The organism is Streptomyces capillispiralis (genome assembly GCF_007829875.1).
GTDB classification, from domain to species: domain Bacteria; phylum Actinomycetota; class Actinomycetes; order Streptomycetales; family Streptomycetaceae; genus Streptomyces; species Streptomyces capillispiralis.
Genome location: NZ_VIWV01000001.1, coordinates 6,720,434 through 6,745,850, shown reverse-complemented (window position 1 = coordinate 6,745,850; position 25,417 = coordinate 6,720,434). Strand labels below are relative to the sequence as shown.

The 25,417-nt window shown below is 75.1% G+C and carries 21 protein-coding genes; 11 read left to right on the top strand and 10 right to left on the bottom strand.

The genetic code is table 11. The features are described from left to right. Nucleotides 1-124: 124 nt before the first annotated feature. Both FHX78_RS29590 and FHX78_RS29585 read left to right on the top strand, forming a co-directional pair. A complete protein-coding gene (locus FHX78_RS29590; protein WP_145870447.1) occupies nt 125-757 on the top strand; it encodes a hypothetical protein in 633 nt (210 codons plus the stop codon). Nucleotides 758-897: 140 nt separating this feature from the next. Further along, nucleotides 898-1,695: an IclR family transcriptional regulator gene (locus FHX78_RS29585; protein ID WP_189908750.1), complete on the top strand. Its 798-nt coding sequence runs from the start codon at nt 898-900 to the stop codon at nt 1,693-1,695. Nucleotides 1,696-1,716: 21 nt separating this feature from the next. Here the strand turns inward: FHX78_RS29585 and FHX78_RS29580 are convergent, their stop codons facing one another. The 4 genes from FHX78_RS29580 to FHX78_RS29565 form a co-directional block, all read right to left on the bottom strand. Further along, on the bottom strand, nt 1,717-6,363 hold the full coding sequence (locus FHX78_RS29580) for a hypothetical protein (protein WP_145870446.1): 4,647 nt from the start codon (nt 6,361-6,363) through the stop codon (nt 1,717-1,719). A 34-nt stretch (nt 6,364-6,397) separates the two neighbouring features. Then, nucleotides 6,398-7,279: a hypothetical protein gene (locus tag FHX78_RS29575; protein WP_145870445.1), complete on the bottom strand. Its 882-nt coding sequence runs from the start codon at nt 7,277-7,279 to the stop codon at nt 6,398-6,400. Between the two features lie 100 nt (nt 7,280-7,379). Next, entirely contained in the window at nt 7,380-8,906 is a 1,527-nt protein-coding gene (locus FHX78_RS29570) for a hypothetical protein (RefSeq protein WP_145870444.1), read from the bottom strand. 104 nt (nt 8,907-9,010) lie between these two features. Then, the gene (locus tag FHX78_RS29565; RefSeq protein WP_145870443.1) at nt 9,011-9,715 is read right to left on the bottom strand and encodes a GntR family transcriptional regulator; all 705 of its coding nucleotides are present in this window, start codon (nt 9,713-9,715) and stop codon (nt 9,011-9,013) included. Between the two features lie 137 nt (nt 9,716-9,852). On the opposite strand from FHX78_RS29565, the gene FHX78_RS29560 reads away from it, so the two are divergent. From FHX78_RS29560 to FHX78_RS29540, 5 genes are read left to right on the top strand one after another with little or no spacing between them, the layout of a single operon-like run. Continuing rightward, nucleotides 9,853-11,172 carry an MFS transporter gene (locus tag FHX78_RS29560; RefSeq protein WP_145870442.1) on the top strand — a complete coding sequence of 440 codons (1,320 nt, stop codon included), beginning with the start codon at nt 9,853-9,855 and terminating at the stop codon, nt 11,170-11,172. Further along, a complete protein-coding gene (locus FHX78_RS29555; RefSeq protein WP_145870441.1) occupies nt 11,169-12,014 on the top strand; it encodes a putative hydro-lyase in 846 nt (281 codons plus the stop codon). Before FHX78_RS29560 ends, FHX78_RS29555 begins: the two co-directional genes overlap by 4 nt. 36 nt (nt 12,015-12,050) lie before the next feature. Beyond that, nucleotides 12,051-12,809, top strand: a complete 759-nt coding sequence (locus FHX78_RS29550; RefSeq protein WP_145870440.1) for a LamB/YcsF family protein — start codon at nt 12,051-12,053, stop codon at nt 12,807-12,809. Then, complete coding sequence (locus tag FHX78_RS29545) at nt 12,806-13,435, top strand: 5-oxoprolinase subunit B family protein (RefSeq protein ID WP_145870439.1); 630 nt, start codon at nt 12,806-12,808, stop codon at nt 13,433-13,435. Before FHX78_RS29550 ends, FHX78_RS29545 begins: the two co-directional genes overlap by 4 nt. Further along, the gene (locus FHX78_RS29540) at nt 13,432-14,301 is read left to right on the top strand and encodes a 5-oxoprolinase subunit C family protein (RefSeq protein WP_145870438.1); all 870 of its coding nucleotides are present in this window, start codon (nt 13,432-13,434) and stop codon (nt 14,299-14,301) included. The genes FHX78_RS29545 and FHX78_RS29540 overlap by 4 nt, the downstream gene beginning before the upstream one ends. 202 nt (nt 14,302-14,503) lie before the next feature. Here the strand turns inward: FHX78_RS29540 and FHX78_RS29535 are convergent, their stop codons facing one another. From FHX78_RS29535 to FHX78_RS29515, 5 genes are all read right to left on the bottom strand, one after another. Continuing rightward, nucleotides 14,504-15,355: an SGNH/GDSL hydrolase family protein gene (locus FHX78_RS29535; protein WP_145870437.1), complete on the bottom strand. Its 852-nt coding sequence runs from the start codon at nt 15,353-15,355 to the stop codon at nt 14,504-14,506. Next, entirely contained in the window at nt 15,352-16,548 is a 1,197-nt protein-coding gene (locus tag FHX78_RS29530) for a glycosyltransferase (protein WP_145870436.1), read from the bottom strand. The genes FHX78_RS29535 and FHX78_RS29530 overlap by 4 nt, the downstream gene beginning before the upstream one ends. Next, nucleotides 16,545-17,669: a glycosyltransferase family 4 protein gene (locus FHX78_RS29525; RefSeq protein ID WP_145870435.1), complete on the bottom strand. Its 1,125-nt coding sequence runs from the start codon at nt 17,667-17,669 to the stop codon at nt 16,545-16,547. The genes FHX78_RS29530 and FHX78_RS29525 overlap by 4 nt, the downstream gene beginning before the upstream one ends. A gap of 163 nt (nt 17,670-17,832) precedes the next feature. Then, a complete protein-coding gene (locus tag FHX78_RS29520) occupies nt 17,833-19,251 on the bottom strand; it encodes a HEAT repeat domain-containing protein (protein ID WP_145870434.1) in 1,419 nt (472 codons plus the stop codon). Nucleotides 19,252-19,550: 299 nt separating this feature from the next. Further along, complete coding sequence (locus FHX78_RS29515; protein WP_145870433.1) at nt 19,551-19,943, bottom strand: ankyrin repeat domain-containing protein; 393 nt, start codon at nt 19,941-19,943, stop codon at nt 19,551-19,553. A gap of 270 nt (nt 19,944-20,213) precedes the next feature. Here FHX78_RS29515 and FHX78_RS29510 point away from each other — a divergent pair, with 270 nt between their 5' ends. Beyond that, nucleotides 20,214-20,408, top strand: coding sequence for a hypothetical protein (locus tag FHX78_RS29510; RefSeq protein ID WP_030867896.1), 195 nt, complete (start codon nt 20,214-20,216; stop codon nt 20,406-20,408). Nucleotides 20,409-20,457: 49 nt separating this feature from the next. Further along, complete coding sequence (locus tag FHX78_RS29505) at nt 20,458-22,230, top strand: P-loop NTPase family protein (RefSeq protein ID WP_145870432.1); 1,773 nt, start codon at nt 20,458-20,460, stop codon at nt 22,228-22,230. Between the two features lie 151 nt (nt 22,231-22,381). On the opposite strand, the gene FHX78_RS29500 is transcribed toward FHX78_RS29505, so the two are convergent. Further along, nucleotides 22,382-23,881 (bottom strand): SCO1417 family PLP biosynthesis transcription factor, encoded by a 1,500-nt coding sequence (locus tag FHX78_RS29500; protein ID WP_145870431.1) that lies wholly within the window; start codon nt 23,879-23,881, stop codon nt 22,382-22,384. Between the two features lie 100 nt (nt 23,882-23,981). On the opposite strand from FHX78_RS29500, the gene yczE reads away from it, so the two are divergent. Then, complete coding sequence (gene yczE, locus FHX78_RS29495; protein ID WP_145870430.1) at nt 23,982-24,647, top strand: membrane protein YczE; 666 nt, start codon at nt 23,982-23,984, stop codon at nt 24,645-24,647. Continuing rightward, on the top strand, nt 24,644-25,411 hold the full coding sequence (locus FHX78_RS29490) for a glycerophosphodiester phosphodiesterase family protein (protein WP_145870429.1): 768 nt from the start codon (nt 24,644-24,646) through the stop codon (nt 25,409-25,411). The genes yczE and FHX78_RS29490 overlap by 4 nt, the downstream gene beginning before the upstream one ends. Nucleotides 25,412-25,417 lie beyond the last annotated feature (6 nt).

Sequence of the window (25,417 nt, the reverse complement as noted above, 5' to 3'; positions counted from 1 at the left end):
ATCGGTCACAGCAGCCGTGTCCCGCACCCGGGCGGCGTAGAAGAGCGCAAGCCGGGCAACCAGTGGATAACCGGGTCTCAGGACACGAGCGGGCGGTCGGCCGGCGGTGGGGAGTGACACGTTGATGGGCACGGCGGAGCGGCGCGAGACGCCGGAGGACGGCGTGGCGACGCGGACGACGACGCGGCCGGACGCCGGAGCGCGGGGGCGCGGCGGATCCGCGGCCGGGAGCGGAGCGGCCGGCGGACAGGGCGCCGCGGCGACCGGACGCGGACCGTCCGGACAGGGGGCGGCGCGCGAGGGAAGGCCCGGTGACGGTGAGCGGACGTCCCCGGCGGGCGGCGGCGAGGTCCTGGACCGGGCCGCGTACCGGCCGCTGTGGGTCGAGGAGCCGGCGCGGCGGCGCCGGCTGCCGGATCCGGTGCGGACGGTCGCCGTTCGGGCGGTGCTCATCATCGCGGTGACGCTGATTCAGGCCATGGTCGCCTTCCTGTGCACGCTGGCGGGGTCCTGGCTGGCGTTCCCCATGGTCATCAGCAGCGTGGCCAGTACGATCCTGGCCACCTGGGCGGTGCTGGACGTGTGGGTGACCCGCCAGGTCTGGAACCAGCGCAACGGCGTGGTGTCCGCGCCCAGCAGCACCGCGCGGGCCCTGCGGCGCGAGCGGCGCCGCGCCCGGCGTCAGGAGCGCTCCGCCCAGCGGACGCGGGCCCGAATACGCCGACGGGGCGGAGCCGGCCAGCTCTCGCACTCCTGACCCCGCCGGGGCCCTCGGTACCATGAGGTTCCGCAGGGCGCACAGGCCCGCGTCCTGCGCAACAGTCCCTGTGCGGGTGGGCGTCGCAGCGAGGTCGACAGGCACGTCCCGCACCGGACCGACGGACGGTGAGTCGAGCCATGCCCCGTGCGCAGCAACAGCCCGGGCGGAGCGGGACGGGGCCGGCGAGTGCCGTGCAGTCGGTGGACCGTGCGGTGAGCGTGCTGGAGATCCTCGCCCGGCGCGGGGAGGCCGGCGTCACCGAGATCGCCGCTGAGCTGGGCGTGCACAAGTCCACGGCCTTCCGGCTGCTCGGTGTCCTGGAGAACCGGGGACTGGTGGCCCAGGCCAAGGACCGCGGGAAGTACTACCTGGGGGCCGGGATGCTGCGCCTCGCGGGGGCGGCGGCGGTGCGGCTGGACATCTCGCAGGAAGGCGTCCCGGTGTGCCGGGACCTCGCCGACGAGCTGGGCGAGACGGTGAACATAGCGGTGCTGGACGACGACGCCGCCGTCAACATCATGCAGGCCCGCGGCACGGCGGCGGTCACCGCGCAGAACTGGCTGGGCCGACGCACTCCCCTGCACGCCACCGCCGGCGGCAAGGTGTTCCTCGCCCATATGGCACCCGCGCTGCGCGAGGATCACCTCTCCCGCCCCCTGCACCGGTTCACGGAACACACGGTCACCGGGGCGTCGGTGCTGCGCGGCGAGCTGGAGACGGCGATCGAGCGGGGCTACGCGGCCACGCTGGAGGAGCTGGAGCTGGGACTCGCGGCCGTCGCGGCACCGGTCCGCGCACACGACGGCACGGTGATCGCGGCGCTCAGCGTCTCGGGGCCGGTGTACCGGCTGAACCCGGACCGGCTGCCCGAGGTGGGCAGCCGGACGGCGACGGCGGCGGCCGAGCTGTCCCGGCGCATGGGCTACGGGTTCTGAGCCGGGCGGCAGGACGCCCGGTCAGCCGTTCGCCGGGGCGGGCCGCTTGAACATGCGGGTCGCCGTGATCTCGCTGTGCGCCTCCTCGGCCGGGTCCTGCTGGGGAAGCCCCGGCCGCAGGTGCTCCTCCACGCTGATGTACTTCAGGCCCGCCCTCAGGTCGGCGTCGTTGCGCAGCCGGATGACCAGGGGGAACTCCGCGAGTGCCGTGGTGTCGAACAGGCCGGTGGTGTAGAGAAGCTGCACGCCGAGCGCGTCGGCGACCGCCCGCTGGAGTTCCAGCAGGTAGGTGGCGTTGGCGCGGCCGATGGGGTTGTCCAGGAAGAGCGTTCCGGCGTGCCGGTGCTTGTCCCGGCCCCGGTCGTTGGAGCGCAGGGCGGCCATCGTGCAGTACAGGGCGATGGCCGCGGTGAGCAGCTGGCCACCGGAGAACACGTCGCCCATCTGGCCGACGGGCACCCGCTCGGCGCGCAGCACCGCGTCGGGTTTGAGGATCTCGACGGCGATGCCCTTCGGCTGGAGGGCCGCGGCGACTCCGCGCAGCAGCAGGGACATGCCGTCGCGCCGCAGGTCGGAGTTCTTCTTGACGGCCGCCCGGGTCGCCTCGTCGATGACCTCGCCGAGACGCTCGGTGAGCGTGGCCTGGTCGGGTTCCTCGAAGCGGATGCGCAGGAACTCCTGGCCCGACCACTCGCCGAGGCCCTCCGGCAGCCGGGACAGCCGCTGGGCCGAGCGGAGGGTGGCGAGCGCGGACTCGACCAGGCCCCTCAGCCGGTCCACGATCGAGTCGCGGTTGCGCTCCAGCTGCTCCAGTTCGTCGGTGAGGACCCGCAGCCGAGGGGCGAAGGCGTCCGCCCACTTCCGGGCGTGCTCGGGCAGCGCGGAGGCGGGCAGCTCGCGGATCTGCTGGCGCGCGGGGGTGCGGACCTGTTCGTAGCGCGTGGAGTTGGCGTGCCGGACGAGGATGTCGCTCGCCTCGCGCACGGAGGACTCGGCGGCGGACAGGTCGGCGGCGCAGCCGCGCAGCGAGCGGCGGGCCTCCGCGGCGGACTGCCGTGCCTCCTCCAGACCGCCCGGGTACGGCTCGGGCTGCTCCTGCTCCTCCTCCGGGGTGTGTTCGCGCAGCAGGTCGCGGAGCATGGCGGCGATCTCGTCGAAGCCGGCGGCCGCGTCCTCTGCGGCGCGGTGGGCGTCGAGCAGTTCGGCGTGCACCTCCCGGGCCTGGTCCAACGCCCCGCTGTGCGTGGCGAGTTCGGCCGTCGCGGTGCGCAGCAGGGCCTGTGCGTGCTCGGCGTCGCGCGGCAGCAGCTCCTCGGGGAGCTCGGTGTGCGCCTCGCCGTCCTGCGGTGCGAGCCGCTCGGCCTCCCCGCGCAGCCGCCCGAGCTGTTCGCTCGCGGTGGACATGCGGGTCTCCAGCAGCTGCACCAGTTCCTCGGCGCGGGCGGCGGCGGCCTGCCGACTGGGCCCGTCGGAGCCGTCGGGCGACTGGAGCAGCTGCTCGGCGCGGGTGCGGACCTTGTTGCTGAGGCGGTCCAGTTCCGCGCGGGCGGCGCTCTCGTCGCTCTCCGCGCGGGCCTGTTCGGCCCGCAGGTCGGCGCCGACGCCGACCTTCTCGTACACCTGGGACGCGGCCCGGTAGGCCTCGCGCAGGGCGGGCAGGGAGGCGTCCGGCGCTCCGGCGCCGTCCTCGGGGACGTCGTCGGGGGCGCCCGCGATCTCGGAGCGCTCGGCGCGCAGCGCGCGGGCGGTGCGGCGGGCGTCGTCGGCGGCGCGCTGGGCGCCGCGCCGGTCCTCGTCGGCGGCGCGCGCTCGTTCCAGGCAGGCCTGGGCGCGCGCTTCCGCCTCGGCCGCGTCGTCGGCCAGTTCCCGCAGTTTGACCTGCCAGCCGGCCCGTTCGCGCAGCCGGAAGGCGAGGCCGGCGAGGGCGTCGGCCGCGCGCCGGGCCTTCTGCGCGGCCTCCTGCCGTTCGTCCCGGACCCGGGCGGCTTCGGCGGCGGCCTCCTCGGCCTCCGCCCGGAGGGTGCGTGCCTCGGTCAGTTCGGCCTCGGACTCCTCGGCGAACGCCCGCGCCTGCCGCGCGGTCGCGGCCAGCTCGGTGAGCCGTCCGGCGGGGCAGCCGGTGCGCCAGGAGGCGAGCCGGGCGGCCAGCTCGCGGTCCTTGGCGAGCCGGGCGGCGAGCGCGCGGATCTCCTCGTCGCGTTCGGTCGCCCGCGCGCGCAGTGCCTGCCGTTCCTCGTCGGCGGCGTGCTCGTCGTGCATGGCCGGGTTCGGCGGTACGAGGAAGACGTCACCGGTGTCCGTGCCGGGCGCGGGGGTGGGCGCGAGCAGCGCGGCGGCGGTGCCGACGGCGACGGTGGACCGGGGCAGCAGCGCGGCGTCGCTCAGCGCCTCGCGGGCCCGCTGGTGGGAGCCCGGGTCGGTGATGATGACGCCGTCGACCAGTTCGGGACGCGCGGCCAGGACCCGTACGTGGTCGGCGGGGTCGACGGCCTGCGCCAGATAGCGCCAGCCGGGGAGTGCCGGGATGCCGTGCTCCCCGAGGAACTCGACGGTCGCCAGCACGTCCGGGCCGGGCGGCAGCAGCCCGCCGTCGCCGAGGGCGCCGAGGATCCGGGCGTCGTCGGCCGCGGCGGTCCGCAGGTCGAACAGCTGCCGTTCGGCGGAGGAGACGGCGTCGTCGAGCAGGTCGCGCAGGTCGTCGGCGAACCGGTCGAGTTCCTCGGCGGTCAGCGCGCCGTCGTCGAGGGGGCTCCCCGCACTCCCCCGCGGGTCCTGGGCGTCGGTGCGGGGGCCCGGCACCCTGGCGCGCCCTCCGCCCCGGGCCGCCGGCAGGCTCAGCAGCTCGGCCGGCCGCGCCTCTGCGGCGAGCGCCTCGGCGGTGCGGCGCTCGCCCTCGTGGGCGCGCTCGGCCGCCGTGGCGGCGTCCGCCGCGCGGGCCGCGGTGAGTTCCGCGCGGCTCTCGGCGGCCGCCGCCTCACGTGCGTGCTCGGTGGCCCGGCGGGACGCCTCGCGGGCGGAGTCCCAGGCGGCGACCGCCGTCTTCTCGGCGTCGCTGGCGGCGAGGGCGGCGCGGGCGGGGTCGGCGTCGGGGGCACTGTCGTCGAGCCAGCCGGCGCGGACCGCCTCGGCGGTCTCCTGTTCGACCTCGGTGAGCCGCTGCCGCAGGTGCCCGATCTCGCTGCGGGCCCGCTGTGCCGCGGTGGCGGCGGCGGTGGAGTCGCGGTAGGCGGTGTCGCTGACCTCCTGGAGGGCGGCGGACCGCTCCTCCTCCTCGTTGGCGAGGTTCTCGGCGTTCTGCGCGGCCGCGTGCAGGGCCCGCACCAGGTCGACGGCGGCCCTGGCGCGGGCGGCCAGCGCGGGGGCCGCGTCCCGCTCGGCCTCCTGGATGGCGGCGGAGACGCGCGCGACCCGGTCGGCTGCGGCACGGTGGCGCAGCGCGGACTCGGCGGCCTGCCAGGCCGCGTGGAGCGTGCGGGCGTCGGCGAGTTCGCGCTTCTGGGCGGCGGCGGACTTCTCGGCGGCGGCGAGCGCCAGGGAGGCGTGGCGGTAGGCGAGTTCGGCGGAGACCAGCGCGCTGTGCTCACGGGCGGACTCGGCGTGGGTGACGGCGTAGGCGGCGGCGGTGACCCGCTGGGCCAGGTCGGCCGCGCGGACGCGTTCCCGCGCGCCCCGGGCGGAGAGCCGGCGGGCCAGGGTGCGGGTGCGGCGCTCGGCGGCGGTGTGGATCTCCCGGGCGCGGGTGCGGGCCTCGGCGGCGTCGACGATCCGGCCGAGCAGGTCCACGGAGCCCGCGGTGAAGTCCCGTTCGGCGATGAGTTCGGCCCGGCGGCCCAGCTTGTTGCCGAAGCCGCTGACCAGGTCGGCGAGTCCGTCGGTGTCCCGGGTGTCGGTGACGGCGCGCAGCAGCAGGTCGGTGAAGTCGGAGTCCTTCTTCACCGCGAAGAGGCCGGCGGCCTCGCCCTCGTCGGCGTTCATCTCCCGCTGGTAGCGGAAGAGTTCGGGGTCGAGTCCGAGGTCGCCGAGGTGCTCGGTCCAGCGTTCGTGGATCTCCTCCCAGTGCACCTCGAGGTGCGGGTAGGTCTTGCCCGCCTCGGTCACCGCGTCCCGGAAGCCCTTCATGGTGCGGCGCCGGCCGCGCGCGCCGGACTGGCCCTCGGCGGACGGGCGTACGGCCGTGGACTCGGCGACGGGGAGGCTGTCCAGGCTGAGGCCGGGACCGGGCCGGAAGGAGTACCAGGCCTCGGCGAACTTCCTCGGGTCGTTGGAGACCTGGCGGCCCCGCCACTCGCTGACCTTGCCGACGACGACGCACTCGCCGGTCAGCACGTGCTGCCACTCCAGCGCGACGTGGCCGCAGTCGTCGGCGAGCAGGAACTTGCGCAGCACGCCGGAGCTGGCGCCGCCGAGGGTGTTGCGGTGGCCCGGGAGCATCACGGAGAAGATCAGCTTGAGCAGGACCGACTTGCCGCCGCCGTTCTCCAGGAAGAGCACCCCGGCGGGCGCGGGCCGGCGCGGCGGGCCGACCGGCTCCTCCTCGAAGAACTCCGCCTGCGTCGGGGCGGGGTCGGGCACGGCCCCGCCGACGCCGCGCAGGTCGAGCACGGTGTCGGCGTAGCGCGCACCGGCCGGCCCGATGGAGTAGAGGCGGACCCGGGACAGCTCGTACATGGCGGACTCTCGTGAGGCTGTGTGAGGTGGGGGGTTAGGCGGAGTGGAACGGCAGGCCGGCGTCGGCGACCAGGTCGAGGTCGTCGGCGTCGTCGGGCGGCAGCAGGGTGGGGGTGCCGTCGGTGACCGGGACGACGCCCAGGTCCAGCAGTTCGGCCAGGGCGGCGCTGCCCGCCATGTCCCGCACCTGGAGCTGGTAGCGGGCGGTGGTGCGGTAGGTGCCGCCGTTGTCGTCGCCGGTGCGCTGCAGGAAGCCGGAGTCGGTGAGGAAGGCGACGGCCTTGGCGACGATGCCGGTGGTGGAGCCGGCGAGCCGGCGGGCGTCCTTGGTGGCGCCGGTGGCGCTGCGTCTGGCCCAGATCCGCCAGGCGGCCTCCAGGCCGGGCGCGTCGCTGGCCGGGTCGGTGTTCTCGCCCTGCTCCGCGGCGCGCTGCTCCAGGCGGTTGCAGGCCTGCCGGACGAAGGCGTCGACGCCGTTGACCGTGACGCGTCCGATGTAGCCGTCGTCGGCGAGGTCCTCGGGGCGGGGGAAGGCCATGGCGGCGACGGCGAGGTGCGCCAGTCCGTGCAGGAAGCGGTCGCTGCCGTCGGCGGAGGTGCGGCGCGCGTAGTCGCCCATGCGGACGGCGAAGACGGAGTCCTCGGCGGCGGTGACGGCCATGCCGGCGCGCGGGGACACCTCCAGCACGATCAGTCCGAGGCCGGTGGCGACGGCGTCGGCGAGCCGCGCGAAGGGCGGGTCCTCGCGGTAGCGGCGCAGCAGGTCGGCGTACTCCTGGTCGCGGGCGGGCTGGAGCTTTGGTTGGAGGCCGAAGGCGACGAGCCGCGCCGCGTCGGCGGCGTCGGCGGGCGTGACGGCGGTGCTCGCCGGTGCGGCCGCGGCCTCCGGCTCACTCCACTCGGCGTGCTCGGTCACGGTCGGGGCTCCTTGCTCTGGGTGACGTCGGGGCGGGTGGCTGCCACGGGGGTGCCGCGATCGGCCGCGGTGGAGCCGCGGGCGCCCGTCGGCGGGATGCTCATGCCGCCTCCGTCCGGTCCGCGGCCATGCCGGCCGCGTCCAGCAGGGCGGTGCCGACGATGAGGTCGGCGCCGCCGAACTCGGGGTCGTCGAGCTCGGTGCCGTCGTCCACGGCGAACAGCAGCTTGCGCTCGCCCTGGCGGTAGGCGGTGCCGAACGGCGGGCTGGCGGCGTGGATGGCCAGCAGGGCGACCAGGTACGGCAGTTCCGGGTCCTGGCGGCGAGCGTCGGCGAGCAGCCCGGACAGCCGGCGCGGGGCGTCGGCCGGGAGGTCGAGCAGCTGCGTCGCGGCCGACAGCTGCTCCTCGCTGAAGCGGCTGTCGTCGGGCGTGGCGATCAGGTCGGGTTCCGGCATCTCGGCGCCGAGGTGCTCCCGCTCCACGGGCGGTGTCAGCAGGATCTCGACGAGGTCGGCGACCCGGACGGACACCGGGGTGCGCAGTCCGGTGCCGTGGGCGAAGAAGGCGTCGGTGACCCGGGCCGCCTGTTCCACGGGCAGGGGCAGCAGCGGCGCCAGGAGGTGGCCGTAGAGGTCCGTGCCCGCGGTCGCGGCGGGGGTGGCGAAGGCCTGCCGGTCCTGTTCGGCGCGGAACAGCGGGCCGGCCTCCAGCAGCCGGGACTGCAGCTGCGTGTGGCGGCGGATGCAGTCCTTGACGATGTCCACCAGCTCGGCGGCCCGGCGCTTGTGCTCGGGCTCCTCGGTCTCGTCGCGGGCCTTGCGGATGTTGGTGAGGATCGCGTTCTCGTGGCGGTAGCGGTCCGCGACGTGGTCGAGGGCCTCGGCGATCATGTCGGGCACGGCGCTCAGCCAGTCCACCGCGCGGACGTTGCGGCGGGTGGCGTCCAGTGCGCGGCGCAGGGTCTCGGAGTACTGCACCGTCCGGTAGCGGGCCTGCTCGGCGGCGAGCTGGGCGTCGGCCAGCCTGCCCCGGCTGATCAGCACCTCCAGCTTGACCTCGGCGGCGATCTGGGCGCTGGTGACGTCGGTGTCCAGGGCGCCGACGAGGACGTTGACCGCTTCGTCGGTGGTGCGCAGGTACACCGTGCCACCGGGGCCCGGGACCTCCTCGACCAGCTTGAAGTCGTAGTCGCGGCGCACATAGGTGCCGTCCGCGCCGAAGACGCCGTACACCGCGCGGAAGCCGCGGTCGACGCTGCCGACGTTGATCAGGTTCTCCAGGACCCAGCGGGCCACCCGCTCGTGCTCGGCGGCGGGGCGGCGGGGGGCCTGGGCGGCGATGCGCGGGACGAGCCGGGCGACGATCTGGTCGTGGTCGGCGCCGGTGTCGAAGTCCATGTTCAGCGTGACCAGGTCGATGGCGGCGAGGGCGATCTCCGCCATGCCGTACACCGAGTACTCACCGGCCAGGTTGGCCTTGCGCGCGTCGAGGTCGTGCAGCGGCGCGGTGCACGCGAGCGCGCGCAGCCGCCGCGCCAGACCCTCGTCGGCGGCCGGGCCCGGCGCCGGCCGCGGCCCCGCGCTGAGCTGCGGCGCAGCACTGTCCGGTGATGCTGGTGAAGTCACGGTGCACAGACTAGGTCCTCGGTCTGACAACAGCCCAAACGAGGCAGATGCGTCCCGCCGTCACGCTTGTCACACCGCGTGCGCGCGCCCGCCGGAGGCCGGGTTCAGCCGCCCTGCCCGTCCTCCCCGACCCGGCGCCGGTACACCTCCACCACCCGCTCCAGCGAGACGTCGAGGTAGGCCGCGAGCAACTGCTCGGCCTTCGTCCGGTCGCCGTCCTGCAGAGCCTGGAGAATGGCGACATTTCGCGCGATGTACGGTTCGTGCAGTCGCCTGGGCTCGTCCACCACGTGGAAGGCGAGCCGCAGTTCGGCGAAGACGCTGCGCATCAGCTCGTCGGTCCGCTCGCCGTCGGCGAGGGCCACCAGCTCCCGGTGGAAGTGGATGTTGGCCGTACCCACGCCTTTCCAGTCACCCTCGCGCGCCGCGGCCCGCCCCTCCTCCACCGCCTCGGCGAGCGCGTCGAGCGCGTAGGGCGGGTCGCCGAGGCCGCGGACGACGGCGCACTCGACGAGCCGCCGGGTGCGGTAGATGTCCTCGACGTCCTCGACGGTCAGCACCCGTACGAACACGCCCCGGTTCAGCTCGTGGACGAGCAGCCGTTCGTGTGTGAGCAGCCGGAACGCCTCGCGCAGGGTGTTGCGGGAGACGCCGAGCGCGCCGCCGATGCTGTCCTCCGACAGGCGGGTGCCGGGCGGGAAGTACCCCTCGGCGATCCGGCTCCTGAGGATGTCCGCGACCCGCTCGGCGGTGCTGGTGCGGCCCAACAGGGCACGGTCGTCGGCCAGTCCGCTCAGCTGCTCTGCCATGCCCGGAATTCAATCGCACACGGAAGGACGAGACAACAGGGGTATTGAAGGATTGTTCAACGATCCTCTACCTTGCTGGGACGGCACGGCACGGCTCACCCCTTCCCGCACCCTCCGTCTCCCTCTGCGAGGTGCCCATGAGCACGACCCCTCCACCGCAGGCACTGGCCGGCGAACCACGCCCCGCACGGTCCGAACCCGACTCCGGTGACGGGGCGTTCGGCTGGCTGCGGGCCCTCGGACCGCGCGGCCGGCGCGCCTTCGGCGGCGCGTTCGGCGGCTATGCCCTGGACTCGTACGACTACTTCACGCTGCCGCTGACCATGGTCACGCTGTCGGCGTACTTCGGTCTGAACAGCGGCCAGACCGGGCTGCTGACGACCGTCACCCTGGTGGTGTCCGCGGTCGGCGGCGCCCTCGCCGGGGTGCTGGCGGACCGCATCGGGCGGGTCAGGGCCCTGCTGCTGACCGTGATCACCTACGCGGTGTTCACCGTGGCCTGCGGCTTCGCACCCAACTACGAGACGCTGCTGGTGTTCCGCGCGCTCCAGGGCCTCGGCTTCGGCGGCGAGTGGGCGGTCGGCGCCATCCTGGTCGCCGAGTACGCGAGCGCCCGGCACCGGGGCCGCACCCTCGGCGCCGTCCAGAGTTCGTGGGCCGTGGGCTGGGCGCTGGCCGTGATCGTGTACACGGCCGTCTTCTCCCTGGTCGACGACGACCTGGCCTGGCGGGTGATGTTCTGGACCGGTGCGCTGCCGGCGCTGCTCGTCGTATGGGTGCGGCGCAGCGTGCGGGACGCGCCCGAGGCGGCCGCCGCGCGGGAGAAGAGCGCGCACAAGGGCTCGTTCGCGGCGATCTTCCGGCCGGACCGGGCGGGCTCACCGGGCCTGCTGCGAACCACGCTGTTCGCCGTGCTGCTCTCCACCGGCGTCCAGGGCGGCTACTACACGCTCGCCACCTGGGTGCCGACCTATCTGAAGACCGAGCGCGACCTGTCGGTCGTCGGCACCGGCGGCTATCTGACGTTCCTGATCTCGGGAGCCTTCATCGGCTATCTGACCGGCGGCTACCTCACCGACCGGCTGGGCCGCCGGCGCAACATCTGGCTCTTCGCCCTGCTGTCCGCGGTCTGCATCCTGGCGTACACGAACATCCCGAGCGGTGCCAACACCCTGGTCCTGGTGCTCGGTTTCCCGCTGGGGTTCTGCATGTCGGCGATCTTCAGCGGCTTCGGCTCCTACCTGAGCGAGCTGTACCCGACGGCGATCCGCGGTACGGGCCAGGGCTTCACGTACAACACCGGGCGCGCCGTCGGCGCCGTCTTCCCCACGACCGTCGGTTTCCTGGCCGACAGCTGGGGTGTGGGCGGGGCGCTGGTCTTCGGCGCGATCGGTTACGGCCTCGCGGCGCTGGCACTGCTGGGGCTGCCCGAGACGCGCGGGAAGGAACTGGAGTGAAGCACACCGACGACCGCACGCCGACCGCCGTGGAGGACCGCCCCGTGGCCCTCGTCGACCCGCACGCGCGCGCGTGGAGCCCGCGCACGGCGCGCGCCCGCTTCCGGGAGGGCCTGACGGGCCCGACCGCCGGCGTGGCCGTGGGCCACACCCAGGCCAATCTGATCTCGGTGCCCGCCGACTGGGCGTACGACATGCTGCTGTTCTGCCAGCGCAATCCCAAGCCGTGTCCGGTCCTGGACGTCACCGACGCCGGATCGGCCACCACCGTCCTCGCCCCGGACGCGGACCTGCGCACCGATCTGCCGCGCTACCGGGTGTGGGAGAACGGCGAGTTGGTGGACGAGCCGACGGATGTGCGGGCGTACTGGCGCGACGACCTGGTGTCGTTCCTGATCGGGTGCAGCTTCACCTTCGAGTGGGCGCTGACGGCGGCGGGCGTGCCGGTGCGGCACGTGGAGCAGGGCCGCAACGTTCCCATGTACGTGACGAGTTGGCAGTGCCGTCCGGCGGGGCGGCTGCACGGGCCGATGGTGGTGTCCATGCGTCCGGTGCCGCCGGCGCACCTGTCGGCGGCGATCCGGGAGAGCAGCCTGCTGCCGGCGGTGCACGGCGGTCCGGTGCACTGCGGCGATCCCTCCGGGCTGGGCGTCGACGACCTCGGCCGCCCCGACTTCGGCGACCCGGTGGACTTCGAGCCGGACGACATCCCGGTGTTCTGGGCCTGCGGGGTGACGCCGCAGGCCGCGGTCATGGCGTCCCGCCCGCCGTTCGCCCTCACGCACGCACCGGGGCAGATGTTCCTCAGCGACGCCCGCGACGAGCAGTACCGCGTGGCCTGACGGGCCGTGCGGGACGAGCAGGAGAGACGAAGGAATATGACCTCGATCGATCTGAACGCCGACCTCGGCGAGGGCTTCGGCCGCTGGCGGCTCACCGACGACGAACGGCTGCTGGCCGTCGTCACCAGCGCCAACGTGGCCTGCGGTTTCCACGCCGGGGACGCGGCCACCATGCGCCGAGTGTGCGAGCTGGCGGCCGAGCGCGGGGTACGGATCGGCGCCCAGGTCTCCTACCGGGACCTGGCGGGCTTCGGGCGGCGCGCCATGGACGTGCCGCCCGCCGAACTGGCGGCCGAAGTGGCCTACCAGATCGGAGCCTTGGAGGTGTTCGCCCGCGCGGCGGGCGCCCGTGTGGCCTATGTGAAGCCGCACGGGGCGCTCTACAACCGCGTCGTGGGCGACGAGGAGCAGGCGGGCGCGGTCGTCGACGGGGTGGTCCTCGCGGACGCCACGCTGCCCGTGCTCGGCCTGCCCGGCTCACGTCTGCTGGACCTGGCCCGCGAGGCGGGGCTGCCGGTCGTCACGGAGGCGTTCGCCGACCGGGCGTACACCGACGGGGGCACGCTGGTGCCGCGCCGTGAGGAGGGCGCCGTGGTCACGGATCCCGAGGCGGTGGTGACGCGCTCGGTGGACCTGGCCCGCCACGGGGAGGTCGACGCCCGGTCGGGGCGGCGCATCGCGGTGCGGGCGCGCTCGCTGTGCCTGCACGGCGACACGCCCGGCGCGGTGGAACTGGCGCGCCGGGTGCGGGACGCCCTGGAGGCGTCCGGCGTCCGGGTGGAGGCCTTCGCATGAGGGTGCTGCCCGCCGGCGAGGACGCCCTGCTCGTCGAGGTCGCCTCGGGCGAGGAGGCCCAGGCGCTCCACGCGGAGCTGCTGCGACGCCGCGCGGAGGGCTCCCTGAGGATCGGCGAGATCGTTCCCGCGGCGCGCACGGTGCTGCTCGACGGCGTGTCCGAGCCCGCCCGGGTGGCCGCCGAACTGTCCGCGCGCGACCTGCCGGCCGTGCCCCCGCGCGCGGGCGGGACGGTCGAGATCCCGGTGCGCTACGACGGCCCGGACCTCGCCGAGGTCGCGGCGCACTGGGGTGTCTCCCCGGGCGAGGTGGCCCGCATCCACGCGGGCACCGAGTTCCGCGTCGCCTTCTGCGGTTTCGCACCCGGCTTCGGCTACCTCACCGGTCTGCCGCCGCGCTACGACGTGCCCCGCCGGCCCACCCCGCGCACGGCGGTACCGGCCGGATCGGTGGCGTTGGCGGGCCCGTACACCGGCGTGTATCCGCGGTCCTCGCCGGGCGGCTGGCAGCTGATCGGGACGACCGGCCTCGTGCTGTGGGACCACACGCGCGTGCCGGCGGCGCTGCTCTCCCCCGGCACGCGCGTGCGCTTCGTCCCGGTGGCCACGACGGGGCCCGCGGCATGACGGACCGCGCGCTCGTCGTCGTACGGGCGGGAGCCCTGACCACCGTGCAGGACCGGGGCCGTCCCGGGTACGCGCACGTCGGCGTGCCCCGCTCCGGGGCGCTGGACGGGCCGGCGGCGGCGCTCGCCAACCGGCTGGCCGGCAACGCGCCGGACGCGGCCGTCCTGGAGACGACGCTCAACGGCTGTTCCGTACGCCCCCGTTCGACGGTCACCGTGGCGGTCGCCGGGGCGCCCTGTCCGGTCACCGTGGACGGCCGCCCGGCCGCCTGGGGGGCGCCCGTGCGCGTGCGCGCCGGGTCCGTGCTGGACGTGGGGGCGGCGACGTCCGGGGTACGCGCCTATCTGGCCGTCGCCGGAGGGGTGGCCGTCGAGCCGGTGCTGGGCAGCCGCTCCACGGACCTGCTCTCCGGCCTCGGCCCGGCCCCGCTCACGGACGGCGCGGTGCTCCCCCTCGGGACGCCCCGGCGGCCCCCCGCGCGCGTGGACGCCGCCCCGCAGCCGGCGCCCCCGGACGAGCTGGTGCTGCGGGTGACCCCGGGCCCGCGCGACGACTGGTTCACCCCCGCCGCGGTGCGGGTCCTCACGTCCCGGACCTACCGGGTGTCCCCCGCGAGCAACCGCATCGGGCTGCGCACCACCGGGCCGGCCCTGGAGCGGGCCCGGCGGGACGAACTGCCCAGCGAGGGCATGGTGCTGGGCGCGGTGCAGGTGCCGCCGGACGGCACCCCGGTGGTCTTCCTGGCCGACCATCCGACCACCGGGGGCTACCCGGTCATCGCGGTGGTGCGTCCCGCCGACCTCGCGGCCGCCGCCCAGGCCGTCCCCGGCACCCCGGTCCGCTTCACCGCCGTACGACGCCGCTGAACCGCGCGGAGGCGCCGTACGGATCGCACCGAACCCGGGCGCCGACGCCCCGTACAGCGCCGCTGAACCGCGCGGGGGCTCCCGTACCGATCGAGCCCGAGCCGGACGGCCGCGCTCCGTACAGCGCCGCTGAACCGCGCGGGGGCGCCGTACGGGTCGTGCCCGAGCCGGGCGCCTGCGTCGTTTCCCGGAGGCGGCCCCATCAGACCGCGCCGGGGCGTTGCTCCCCCGCCGCCAGTGCGGCCAGTGCCGCCGAGGCCGCGGCGGAGGCGCGCAGGTCGAGGCGGATGCCGGTGCCCCGCGCGTGGTGGCGCATCTCGTCGACGGCGAGGGAGAGCAGCTGCGGCAGCAGGTCGGTGCACCGGCGGGCCACCCAGCCGGTGCCCGCCGTGGCCAGCCACCACACGCTCGCCCGCAGGGTGGGCGCCGGGGAGTCGGGTTCGGCCGAGGGGGCCGGCCCGGTCGCGACGCCGCGCCGCGCGAGCAGCTCGTGGAAGCGCACGGCCAGTTGGCGGTGTCCCGGTTCGCCGGGGTGCAGCCGGTCCGCGCTCCACAGGGCGCGGTCGGTGATCCAGTCGCCCTCGGCGGCGTGCAGGTGCACCGCGCCGTACCGCTCGGACAGGACGTGCACCACGGTGTTCACGGCCCGCTGCCGCCGGGCGAGCGGCCGGGCCAGCGCGCCCGGCAGCCCCAGCATCGCGCCCGGGTCGGGCAGGCAGGCGGTGAGCAGCAGGGCGCCCTGTGCCGTGCAGGCCGCGTACACCCGGTCCAGGCGTGCCGCCACGTCGCGGATGTCGAAGGTGCGGCGCAGGGTGTCGTTGACGCCGACGACGACGGAGACGAGGCCGGGCCGCAGCGCCAGCGCGGCGGGCAGCTGCCGTTCGAGCACGTCGCGCGTCTGCGCCCCGCTCACCGCGAGGTTGGTGAACCGCACCGGCTCCGTGCCCAGCGACGGTGCGAGCAACGCCGCCCAGCCCCGCCATCCGCCGCCGGCCCGGTCCCCGACCCCCTCGGTCAGCGAGTCCCCGAGGGCCACGAACCGCAGCGGTCTCACGACAGCCCCCCGGGCACGACCGGCCGCACCGGGAACACGGTCCCGCCGGCCGCTGCCGCCGTAGCGCGCACCGGCGCGTCGTGGGCGGCGAGGAAGGCCGCCACCGCCGTCCCCCACCCGAAGCACTCGGCACGCGCGCGTGCCGCCTCGCGCCGGCCCGGCTCCGCTCGCTCCAGCAGCAGCTCGACGGCGTCCGCGAAGGCCTCCCCGCGGTTCTCCGCGACCGCGCCCGCCGCGCCGATCACCTCCGGCAGGGCGGACGACGCGCTCGCCACCACGGGCGTGCCGCACGCCATGGCCTCCAGCGCGGCGAGCCCGAAGGTCTCGGCGGGACCCGGTGCCAGGCACACGTCGGCCGACGCCTGGAGCGCCCCCAGGAGCCCGCGGTCGCGCACATGGCCCAGGAAGGCCACCGGCAGTGCGTGCTCCCGCGCCCGCTGTTCGAGCCGCGAGCGCAGCGGTCCGTCCCCGGCGACCACCAGCACCGCCCGCCGTCCGCGCCGCAGCAGCGCCTCCAGCGCGTCCAGGGCGGTCCCGGGCCGCTTCTCCAGGGACAGCCTGGAGCACATCACGAGCAGCGTCTCGTCCCCGCGCGCGTACCGGGCCCGCAGTCCCGGGTCGCGCAGCGCGGGGTGCCGCTGCACCAGATCGACACCCAGCGGGGCCCGTACGACGTTGCGGGCCCCGATGCGCACGAACTCCCGCTCGGCGAACTCGGTGGTGCACACCACGCGCGCGTACGTGTGGGCGGTGCGGATGTTGAGGGCGTCGGCGGTGCGCCGGGCGGCCGGCTCCGGCAGGCCCCAGGTGCGCAGCACCCCGTCGGCGGTCTCGTGGGAGACCATGACCGCCGGGACCCGGGCCCGCCGGGCCCACCTGCCGGTCCAGCGCAGGGTGGTGCGGTCGGACACCTCGAGGCGGTCGGGGGCCAGGTCGTGCAGCAGGGCGGCGAGCCGCCGCCGGTCGGTGAGGACGCGGTAGCCGCCGGTGCCGGGCAGCAGCGGTCCCGGCAGGGTGATCACCCGTCCCTGCTCGGTCTCGTGGTCGCTCTCCCGTTCCCCGGGGACGACGAGCACGGGCCGGTGGCCGGCCTCCCGGTAGCCCTTGCCCAGCTCCCGCAGCGCGGTGCGCAGTCCGCCGGACGCGGGCGCGACGAAGTTGGCCAGCCGTACGATCCGCAGCGACGCGTTCACGCGGCCACCGCCGTACGGCCGCCCGCGAGCACGTCCGCGTAGTACCCGATCAGCTGGTCGCCGACGGCCGCCCAGGTGCGCCCTTCGACCATCGCGCGCCCGGCCGACCCGTAGGCGGCCCGCAGGCCGGGGTCGGCGGCCAGGGACCACACCGCGTCGCGTACGGCGGCGGCGTCGCGCGGCGGGACGAGCAGCCCGGTGCGCCCGTGCGCGACCAGGTCCAGCGGGCCGCCCACCGCGGGCGCGACGACGGGCACTCCGCTCGCCATCGCCTCCTGCACGGTCTGGCAGAACGTCTCGAAGGGGCCGGTGTGCACGAAGACGTCCAGCGAGGCGAAGATCCGGGCCAGGTCGTCGCCGGTGCGGCGGCCGAGGAAGGCGGCGCCGGGGAGCGCCTGTTCCAGTCCGGGCCGGCTGGGTCCGTCGCCGACGACCACGAGCCGCACGCCGGGCAGGGCGCCCGCCTCCGCCAGCAGTTCGACCTGCTTCTCGGGGGCGAGCCGGCCCACGTAGCCGACGACGAGCTCGCCGTTGGGGGCGAGGCCGCGGCGCAGTGTTTCGTCACGGAGGCCGGGCCGGAAGCGCTCGGTGTCGACACCGCGCGGCCACAGCCGGACCCGGGGCACGCCGTGCGCCTCCAGGTCGCGCAGGGCGGCACCGGACGGGGCGAGGGTGAGGTCGGCGGCGGTGTGCACGGAGCGGATGCGCCGCCAGGCGGCCGCCTCGCCCGCGCCCATGTACGTACGGGCGTATCCGGCGAGGTCGGTCTGGTAGACGGCGACGGCGGGCAGGCCCAGGCGGGCGGCGGCGGCCATTCCGCGTACGCCGAGGACGAAGGGGCTGGCCAGATGGACGACATCGGCCCGGTGCTCGGCGATCGCGGCGGTGAGGCGTCGGCTGGGGAGGGCGACGCGGACCTGCGGGTAGCCGGGGAGCGGGAGGGAGGGGACACGGATGACGGGGCACGGTGCCCCGTCGTCGGGTACGTCGCCCGCGGTGGCGGGGGCGACGACGACGGGGGCGTGGCCGCGCGCGACGAGGTGCCGGGCGGTCTGGAGCGCGCAGTGGGCCACGCCGTTCACATCGGGGGGAAAGGATTCGGTCACGATGACGACACGCATACCGGTGTTGTCGCCGCGCCGGACGTGGTCACGTCAACGTGGATCTTTCCGCGCGGGGAACGTGCCGTGAGCGTTGGACCCCTCGCCCGGGCAGGTCAGGTGGCATCCATACGCACCTGACCCGCGGGCCATCCGCCGTTCACGCCGCGTGGGGGCCGGGCGGTCACACGGCGGTCTCCTCGGGACCGATACGGCTGCGTACGGCGGTCTGCACCTCGGCCTCCTCGGCCGGGTCCGCGGCGAGCCGGCGCAGCCGCTCGACGACGCGGGTGTCGCCGGTCTCGGCGTGCCGGGCGGCGATCTCGCGGGTGGTCTCCTCGCAGTCCCAGAGGCACTCGACGGCGAAGCCGGTGCCGAAGGAGGGGTCGGTCGCGGCCAGGGCGCGGGCGGCCCGGCCCCGCAGGTGGGAGGAGGCGGTCTCGCGGTAGATGTGGCGCAGCACGGGGGCGGCGCAGGTGATGCCGAGGCGTCCGGCGCCGTCGACGAGCGTCCACAGGGTGGGCGCGTCGGGGCCCTCGCCCCGTACCGCCTCCCGCAGCGCCGCGAGGACCAGGTCCCGGTCCCGCGCCCCACCCCGGCAGGCGAGGACCCGGCCGGCGGCGGCGCCCAGCGCGTCGGGCCGGCGGGCCCAGCCGCGCGCCCGGTCGACGGCGGCGAGACTGCGCATCCGCTCGAAGGCGTCGACGGCGGCCTCCACGACGGCGGCGGAGCCGGTGGCCACGGCGCCCTCGATGAGCGTGAGGGCGTCGGGGTCGTTGCTGTCGGCGAGGTAGCGCAGGGCGGTGCACCGGGCTCCCTCGGTGCCGTCCTGGGCGGCCCGGACGATCTCGGGCCGGTCCTCGGGTCCCGCCACGGCGGCGAGACAGCGGGCGGCCGGGACGTGCAGCGCGGCGCCGCGCTCCATGCCCTGCTGGGCCCACTCGAAGACGGCCGCGACGCTCCAGCCGGGGCGGGGCCCGGTGGGACGCATCTGCCGCTGCCAGCGGTCGAAGCAGCCGGTCTCCTGGGCGGCGCGCACCCGTCCGGCGATGGATTCGCGCGGGTCGTCGGCCCACAGGCGCCAGGGCCGCGGCTCGAAGGCGTCGCGGACGGTGGCGGCCAGCTCCGCTTCCCCCTCGGCGTCGGTGGCGAACCGCGCGAGGACGGGGGCGGCGAGGGCGCGCAGGCCCGCGTCGTCGTCCCGCAGCGCCAGTTCGTCCAGGGCCCAGGCCCAGTTGGTGCCGTGGGCGGCGTACCTGCGCAGCAGTTCGAGGGCCTCCCGCCTGCCGTAGGAGGCGAGGTGTCCGAGGACGGCCAGGGCGAGTCCGGTGCGCGACTCGTCCGTGTCGAGGACGTCCTCGGGGTCGAAGAGATGGGCCTCGATCGCGTCCAGTCCGCCGTGCAGATCGAGGTAGAGGCGGGCGTAGTACAGGGAGCGGTTCTCCACCTGCCAGTCGTGGCGCGGGTCGCGCAGCACACAGTGGTTCAACGCCGCGAGCGCCTCTGCTCGCGGGGCGGTGAGCGCGTGCAGCGTGCCGTCGCCGCGGCCCCGCTGGAGCAGGCCGAGCAGCGTACCGCTGGGCGCTATGACCGGATCGAACATGGGAAACAGCCTCACATCAAGCGTCGACGCAACCGGGAACGTGCCTTACCTGGCCGCGTGCCAACACGTCGGGGCGCCCGCCGTTTCCTGCTCGCTGTAGACCATTTCTCTCTGCCTCTCGTCGGTGGCCCATGCGGACCGATCACGGCCCGCGCGGTGCGGCAACACCTGCCCAGCCATCGCGTCCGTGAATCACGTCGTCATGATGACCCGGCGGTCACATCTACCGCGACCGAAATTTCGGCGGCCCTGTACCGCCTCCCCCGTTTTCCGTGTCGTCGCTGGTCAGAGCATGTCGCTCAGCGCTCGCCGAACAGCGCGAGCAGTTCCGTGCGGCCGAACATCTGGGCGGTGTCGACCGCGGAGGGGGTGCCGGCGGACGGATCGGCACCGCCCGCGAGGAGGGCCTCGATGACGGCCGTCTCGCCCTTGAAGACCGCCCCCGCGAGTGGCGTCTGGCCCCGGTCGTTGACGCGGTCGGCGTCTGCGCCGCGCTCCAGCAGCGCGCGGACCGCGTCGGCGTGGCCGTGGTAGGCGGCGAGCATCACGAGCGAGTCGCCGCGGTCGTTGGTGAGGTCGGCCGGCACGCCCGCGTCGACATAGGCCACGAGCTCCTCGGTGCGGCCGCGCCGGGCCAGATCGAAGATCTTGGTCGCCAGCTCCACGACCTCGGGGTCGGGGGCATCGGTCATCGGCCGGACCGCCTCTCACTGCACGCGCGCCTGCGGCGCGCATCGGGGGACAGGACGTACGTCTGCGAGCGGTGCAGAGCCGTACGGGTGAATCGCCAGCGTACTGGCTCGCGGGGCACATGAGCGGATGTGCCCGAGGTAAGGATCACAGCAGGACCATCCGAGGGTAAATGCCGAGAAACCACCCAGTTGCACCTTTTATCGTATAGATACATTCTGTGAGCCTGGAAGGACTCATGGTGACTGTCCCCGCGAACCAGGAGAACTCACATGATCGTCTCGATCTCTTGCGTGGTCCTGCTCGGCATCGTCGTCTTCATCTTCTTCCGCAAGGACGGACTGAAGGCGTCACACGCCCTGGTGGCGATGCTGTTCGGTTTCTATCTGGCCAGCACGGCCATCGCGCCAAGCATCAAGGCGGGCGGCGAGAGCCTGGCCGGCCTCCTGGGCGGATTCAAGTTCTGACCCGCCCGACCACGCCCCGCCCGCCCGTACGCACCCTCTGGAGGCAGCAGTGGCCCGGCGCCCTCTCCCCCGCATTCTGAGCAACGGCAGCGCACAGCTCGCCCGGAGCCGGGAGCTGGCCAGGACGGCCGCCGACAGCGCCACGGATGTCCTCCACCCGCTGATCACCATCACGCGCGGTCTGCGCCGGCTGGCCTCGGCCGGGCGGCGCAGGTGGGCCGGCACGCCCAAGGACAAGCGCGGCGCGCTGCTCTTCCTGGTGGCGTCGGTCGTGCTGGTCGTGGCACTGGCGCCGTACGGCCCGCTGCTCGCCGTCATCACCCTGATGGCGGCGGCGGCCTGGCAGGGCCGGGACCGCGCCCCGTCGGCCCCCGGCGGACCCGACGCGCCGCAGGCCCAGCGCCTGAAGTCGCTCTACGAGGCCCTGGTGCCGTACTTCTCGGCCGCCGAGGACCCCGAACCGCTCTACGCCCACGGCGGTGACTGGACCGGGACCTTCTCCGAGTACGAGTTCGACGGCACCGGCCGCATCACCCACCTGGTGATCCGCTACCCCGCCTACTTCACCGACGGCGAGCCGGCGTCCCGGGCCCGGATCGAGCATCTGCTCAGCGCCAAGTCGGGGCGCGGCCGCGAGTACCACTTCGTCTGGGACGAGGAGGGCAACCGGCTCACGGTCCGCGTCCTCGCGCCCCTGCCCACCGACATCGCGGCGCAGCCCTTCGTCACGGCCCCCGGCGAGACGGTCCTCGGCTTCACGGACCCCACCGGGGTGCAGCGGACGCTGCCCCTCACCCACGGCACCCACGGCGAGGAGCAGCGCGACGTGCCCCCCGTCGTCTGGCGCACCGGTGTCCGCTCCACCGAACCCCATCTGCTCGCGGTCGGACAGCCGGGCAGCGGCACCTCGACCCTGCTGCGTTCCATCGCGCTCCAGGCCCTCCACCACGGCGACGTGGTGATCGTCGACGGCGGCGGCACCGGCGAGTACGCCTGCCTGACCGGCCGGGACGGCGTGCTCGCCGTCGAGTGCGGTCTGACGGGGGCCCTGGCCCTGCTGGAATGGGTCGCGCAGGAGACCGAGCGGCGGCTGATCGCCGCCAACCGGGCGCATCGGGCGGGCGAGCCGACACCCGAGGACACCCGACGCCCCCTGTGGCTCCTGCTGGACCGGCCGAGCGCGTTCGCGCGGCCGGCCGCCGCGGACGACCGCAAGGACCCCCGGTCACTGCTCCAGGTCCCGCTGCGGCACGGCCGCCCGGCGAACGTCACCGTGGTCGTCGCCGACCAGCTCGACAGCCTGGACGCCCTCGGCGAGCCGGTGCGGCAGCACACCCGGGCGCGGGTCGTCCTCGGTCCCGCGACCGCGGGCCAGGTGGAGGCCGTCCTGGGGGCGCCGCCGCACACCACTCCCCTCGACCAGGTCCCCCCGGGGCGCGGCTACGCCCGCCTGGGCTCGGGGCCGGTGCACCGTCTTCAGGTCCCGGCGACGCCGGACCCGTACGACGACGCGACCAGCGATGCCGACCGGCAGGCGGTCCTGGACCTGCTGCCGCCCCGTACGACACCGGCGGACGAGGAGCCGGAGCGGCTGGAGCCGGGACACGTGGTGCCGGTGAACCGGCCGGTCTTCGTCAGCCTGGACAAACTGACGACGGAGAAGAGCCTGGACAAGGTGCCGACGGAGCAGGCGGCCGCGGTGGCGGTCACCGCCGGGGCCGAGGCGCCCGCGGAACAGGGGACGCCGGACGGGGCCACCGAGGAGGCCGCGTCCAAGGAGCCCGTGCCCGCGGAGGCGGCGGTGGCGGAGTCGTCCTCCTGAGGGGTGCCGTCCCCGCACCCCCGGGAGTCACGTCCGGGACCGCGCGCGGTCGGACCCGCCGACCGCGCCTGCCCCCACCAGCCCCGCCCGCGCCGACCGCACACCTCCTGCGCCCGCGCCTACGCCCCCGCACCCCTACGCCCCTACGCCCCTACGCCACGAAAGTGCGCGGCGCCTCCGCCCCCGTCGTGCCGCCCCTCTCCACCACCCGGGCCGCCGCGGCCAGGCGTACCGCCGCCTCCTCGGCGACGGCGCCGCCCACCGTGAACGGCAGCCGCACATATCCCTCGAACGCCCCGTCGACCCCGAAGCGGGGCCCGGACGGCACCCGCACGCCGACCCGCTCGCCCGCCTCGGCGAGCCGCGAACCGGAGAGGCCTCCGGTACGCACCCACAGGGTGAGCCCGCCCCGGGGCACCTCGAACTCCCAGTCGGGCAGCTCCCGCCGCACCGCGCGCACCAGTTCGTCCCGGTTCTGCCGGGCCTGGGCCCGTCGCACCTCCACCGCCTGCTCCCAGCCGCCGGTACCGAACAGCCAGTTCACGGCCAGCTGCTCCAGCACCGGTGTGCCCAGGTCGGCGTAGGCACGGGCGGCGACCAGGCTGCGGATCACGTCGGGGGCCGCGCGCACCCAGCCGATGCGCATCCCGGCCCAGAAGGCCTTGCTCGCCGAGCCGACCGTGATCACCGTGGACCCGGCCGGGTCGAAGGCGCAGACCTGGCGCGGCATCTCCACGTCGGCGTCGAGCCACAGTTCGGTCATCGTCTCGTCGGCGACCAGCACCGTGCCCGCCGAGCGCGCCGCGTCCACCAGACGGCGCCGCTGGTCCTCGTCGGCGAGGGCACCGGTGGGGTTGTGGAAGTCGGCGACGACGTAGGCGATGCGGGGCGCCGCGTCCCGCAGGATCTGGCGCCAGCGGTCCATGTCCCAGCCGGTCAGGCCCTCGGCCATGGCCACGGGGACCAGCCGGGCGCCGGCCTCCCGCATCAGCTGCAGGATGTTGGCGTACGACGGCGACTCGACGGCGATGCGTTCGCCGCGCCCGCCGAAGAGGTGGCAGATGGCGTCGATGGCACCCATGGCCCCCGTCGTCACCATGATCTGCTCGGGCATGGTCGGGATGCCCCGCGCGGTGTAGCGGTCGGCGATCATCGCGCGCAGCGCGGGCAGCCCGGCGGGATAGTCGCCGTGGGTGTGCGCGTACGGCGGAAGCTCCTCCAGGGCGCCCTGGACGGCCCGGGTCAGCCACGGCTCGGGGGCGGGCAGCGCGGCGCAGCCGAGGTCGATCACCGAGCCGAGCGACTCGGGCGGCAGGGGTTCCAGGCCGCGCGCGGGCAGGGGGTTGCCCGCCGGGACCGCGGTCCAGCTGCCCGCGCCGCGCCGCGACTCCAGGAACCCCTCGGCGCGCAGCGCCTCGTAGGCGGCGGCGACGGTCGTGCGGCTCACGGACAGGGAGAGGGCCAGCTCCCGCTCGGCGGGCAGCCGCGCGGCGACCGGCACCCGCCCTTCGAGCACGAGCAGGCGGATGCCGTCGGCGAGCGCGCGGTAGGCGGGCGGGCGGCGGGTGCCGGGGCCGGCCGGCCGGTCCTGCTGGGACGTGAGCAGCCGGGCGAGCTGCGCCGCCCCCACCGCGGAGGTCCACTGCGCCATACAATCAGTCCACCTTCACCTGATTGGCCATGGATGACATCAACAACCACGCCACAGGGTGTCACGCATCGGTCCACTTTTCACCACAGGGGGGCACTCCATGGCCACATTGTCGTCCCGGCACGGGCATCTCGGGCGGCGGCTGTTCCAGCTGTACGCCGGACTGGCGCTGTACGGCGCGAGCTCGGCGCTGCTGGTGCGGTCGGGCCTCGGCCTGGAACCGTGGAACGTGCTGCACCAGGGCCTGTCCGAGCGGACGGGCCTGTCGATGGGCGTGGTGCTGACCGTGACGGGCGCGGTGGTGCTGCTGCTGTGGATCCCGCTGCGCCAGCGCCCGGGGCTCGGCACGGTCTCCAACGTGCTGGTGATCGGAGCGGCGATGGACGCGACGCTCGCCGTGCTGCCGGACGCGCACCCCCCGGCCGTCCGCGTCCTGCTGATGGTGTCGGGCATCGTGCTGAACGGCGCGGCGACCGGGCTGTACATCGCGGCGCGCTTCGGCTCGGGTCCGCGCGACGGCCTGATGACGGGGCTGCACCAGCGCACGGGCGTGTCGATCCGCCTGGTGCGCACGGCCATCGAGATCACGGTGGTGGTCACGGGCTTCCTGCTGGGCGGCACGGTGGGCGTCGGCACCGTGCTGTACGCGGTGGCGATCGGCCCGCTCGCCCAGCTGTTCCTGCGCGCGTTCGCCGTCCCCCGGGCAGCCGACGGCAGCACGGTCGTTGCCACCGGTCAACCGAGGAGGGCGATACTGCGTCCGTGACCCCGCGGATACGCCACCCCTACCTCGACCACCCCGGCCCGATCCCCTTCGCCCACCGGGGCGGCGCGGCGGACGGCCTGGAGAACACCGTCCGGCAGTTCCGGTGCGCCGTCGAGGCGGGCTACCGGTACATCGAGACCGATGTCCACGCCACCCGCGACGGCCGGCTCGTCGCCTTCCACGACGCCACCCTGGACCGGGTGACGGACGGCGCCGGCCGGATCGCCGACCTGCCGTGGCGGGACGTGGCACAGGCGCGCGTGGCGGGCGAGGAACCGGTCCCCCTGTTCGAGGAGCTCCTGGAGACCTTCCCCGAGGTCCGCTGGAACGTCGACGTGAAGGCCGAACCGGCCCTGCTGCCCTTCCTGGACCTGGTCGGGCGCACCGGCTCCTGGGACCGGATCTGCCTCGGCTCGTTCTCCGAGGCCCGCCTGGTGCGCGCCCAGCGGCTGGCCGGCCCCCGGCTGGCCACCTCGTACGGCACCCGGGGCGTGCTCAACCTGCGGTTGCGGTCCTGGGGGCTGCCGGCCGCGCTGCGCCCGTCGGCCGTCGCCGCCCAGGTCCCCGAGGAGCAGTCGGGCATCCAGGTGGTCGACCACCGCTTCGTGCGCACCGCCCACGCGCGCGGGCTGCAGGTTCATGTATGGACGATCAACGAGGCGGAGCGGATGCACCGGCTCCTGGACCTGGGGGTGGATGGCATCATGACCGATCACATCGACACACTGCGCAAGGTCATGGAGGACCGCGGCACCTGGGTCTGACACCCG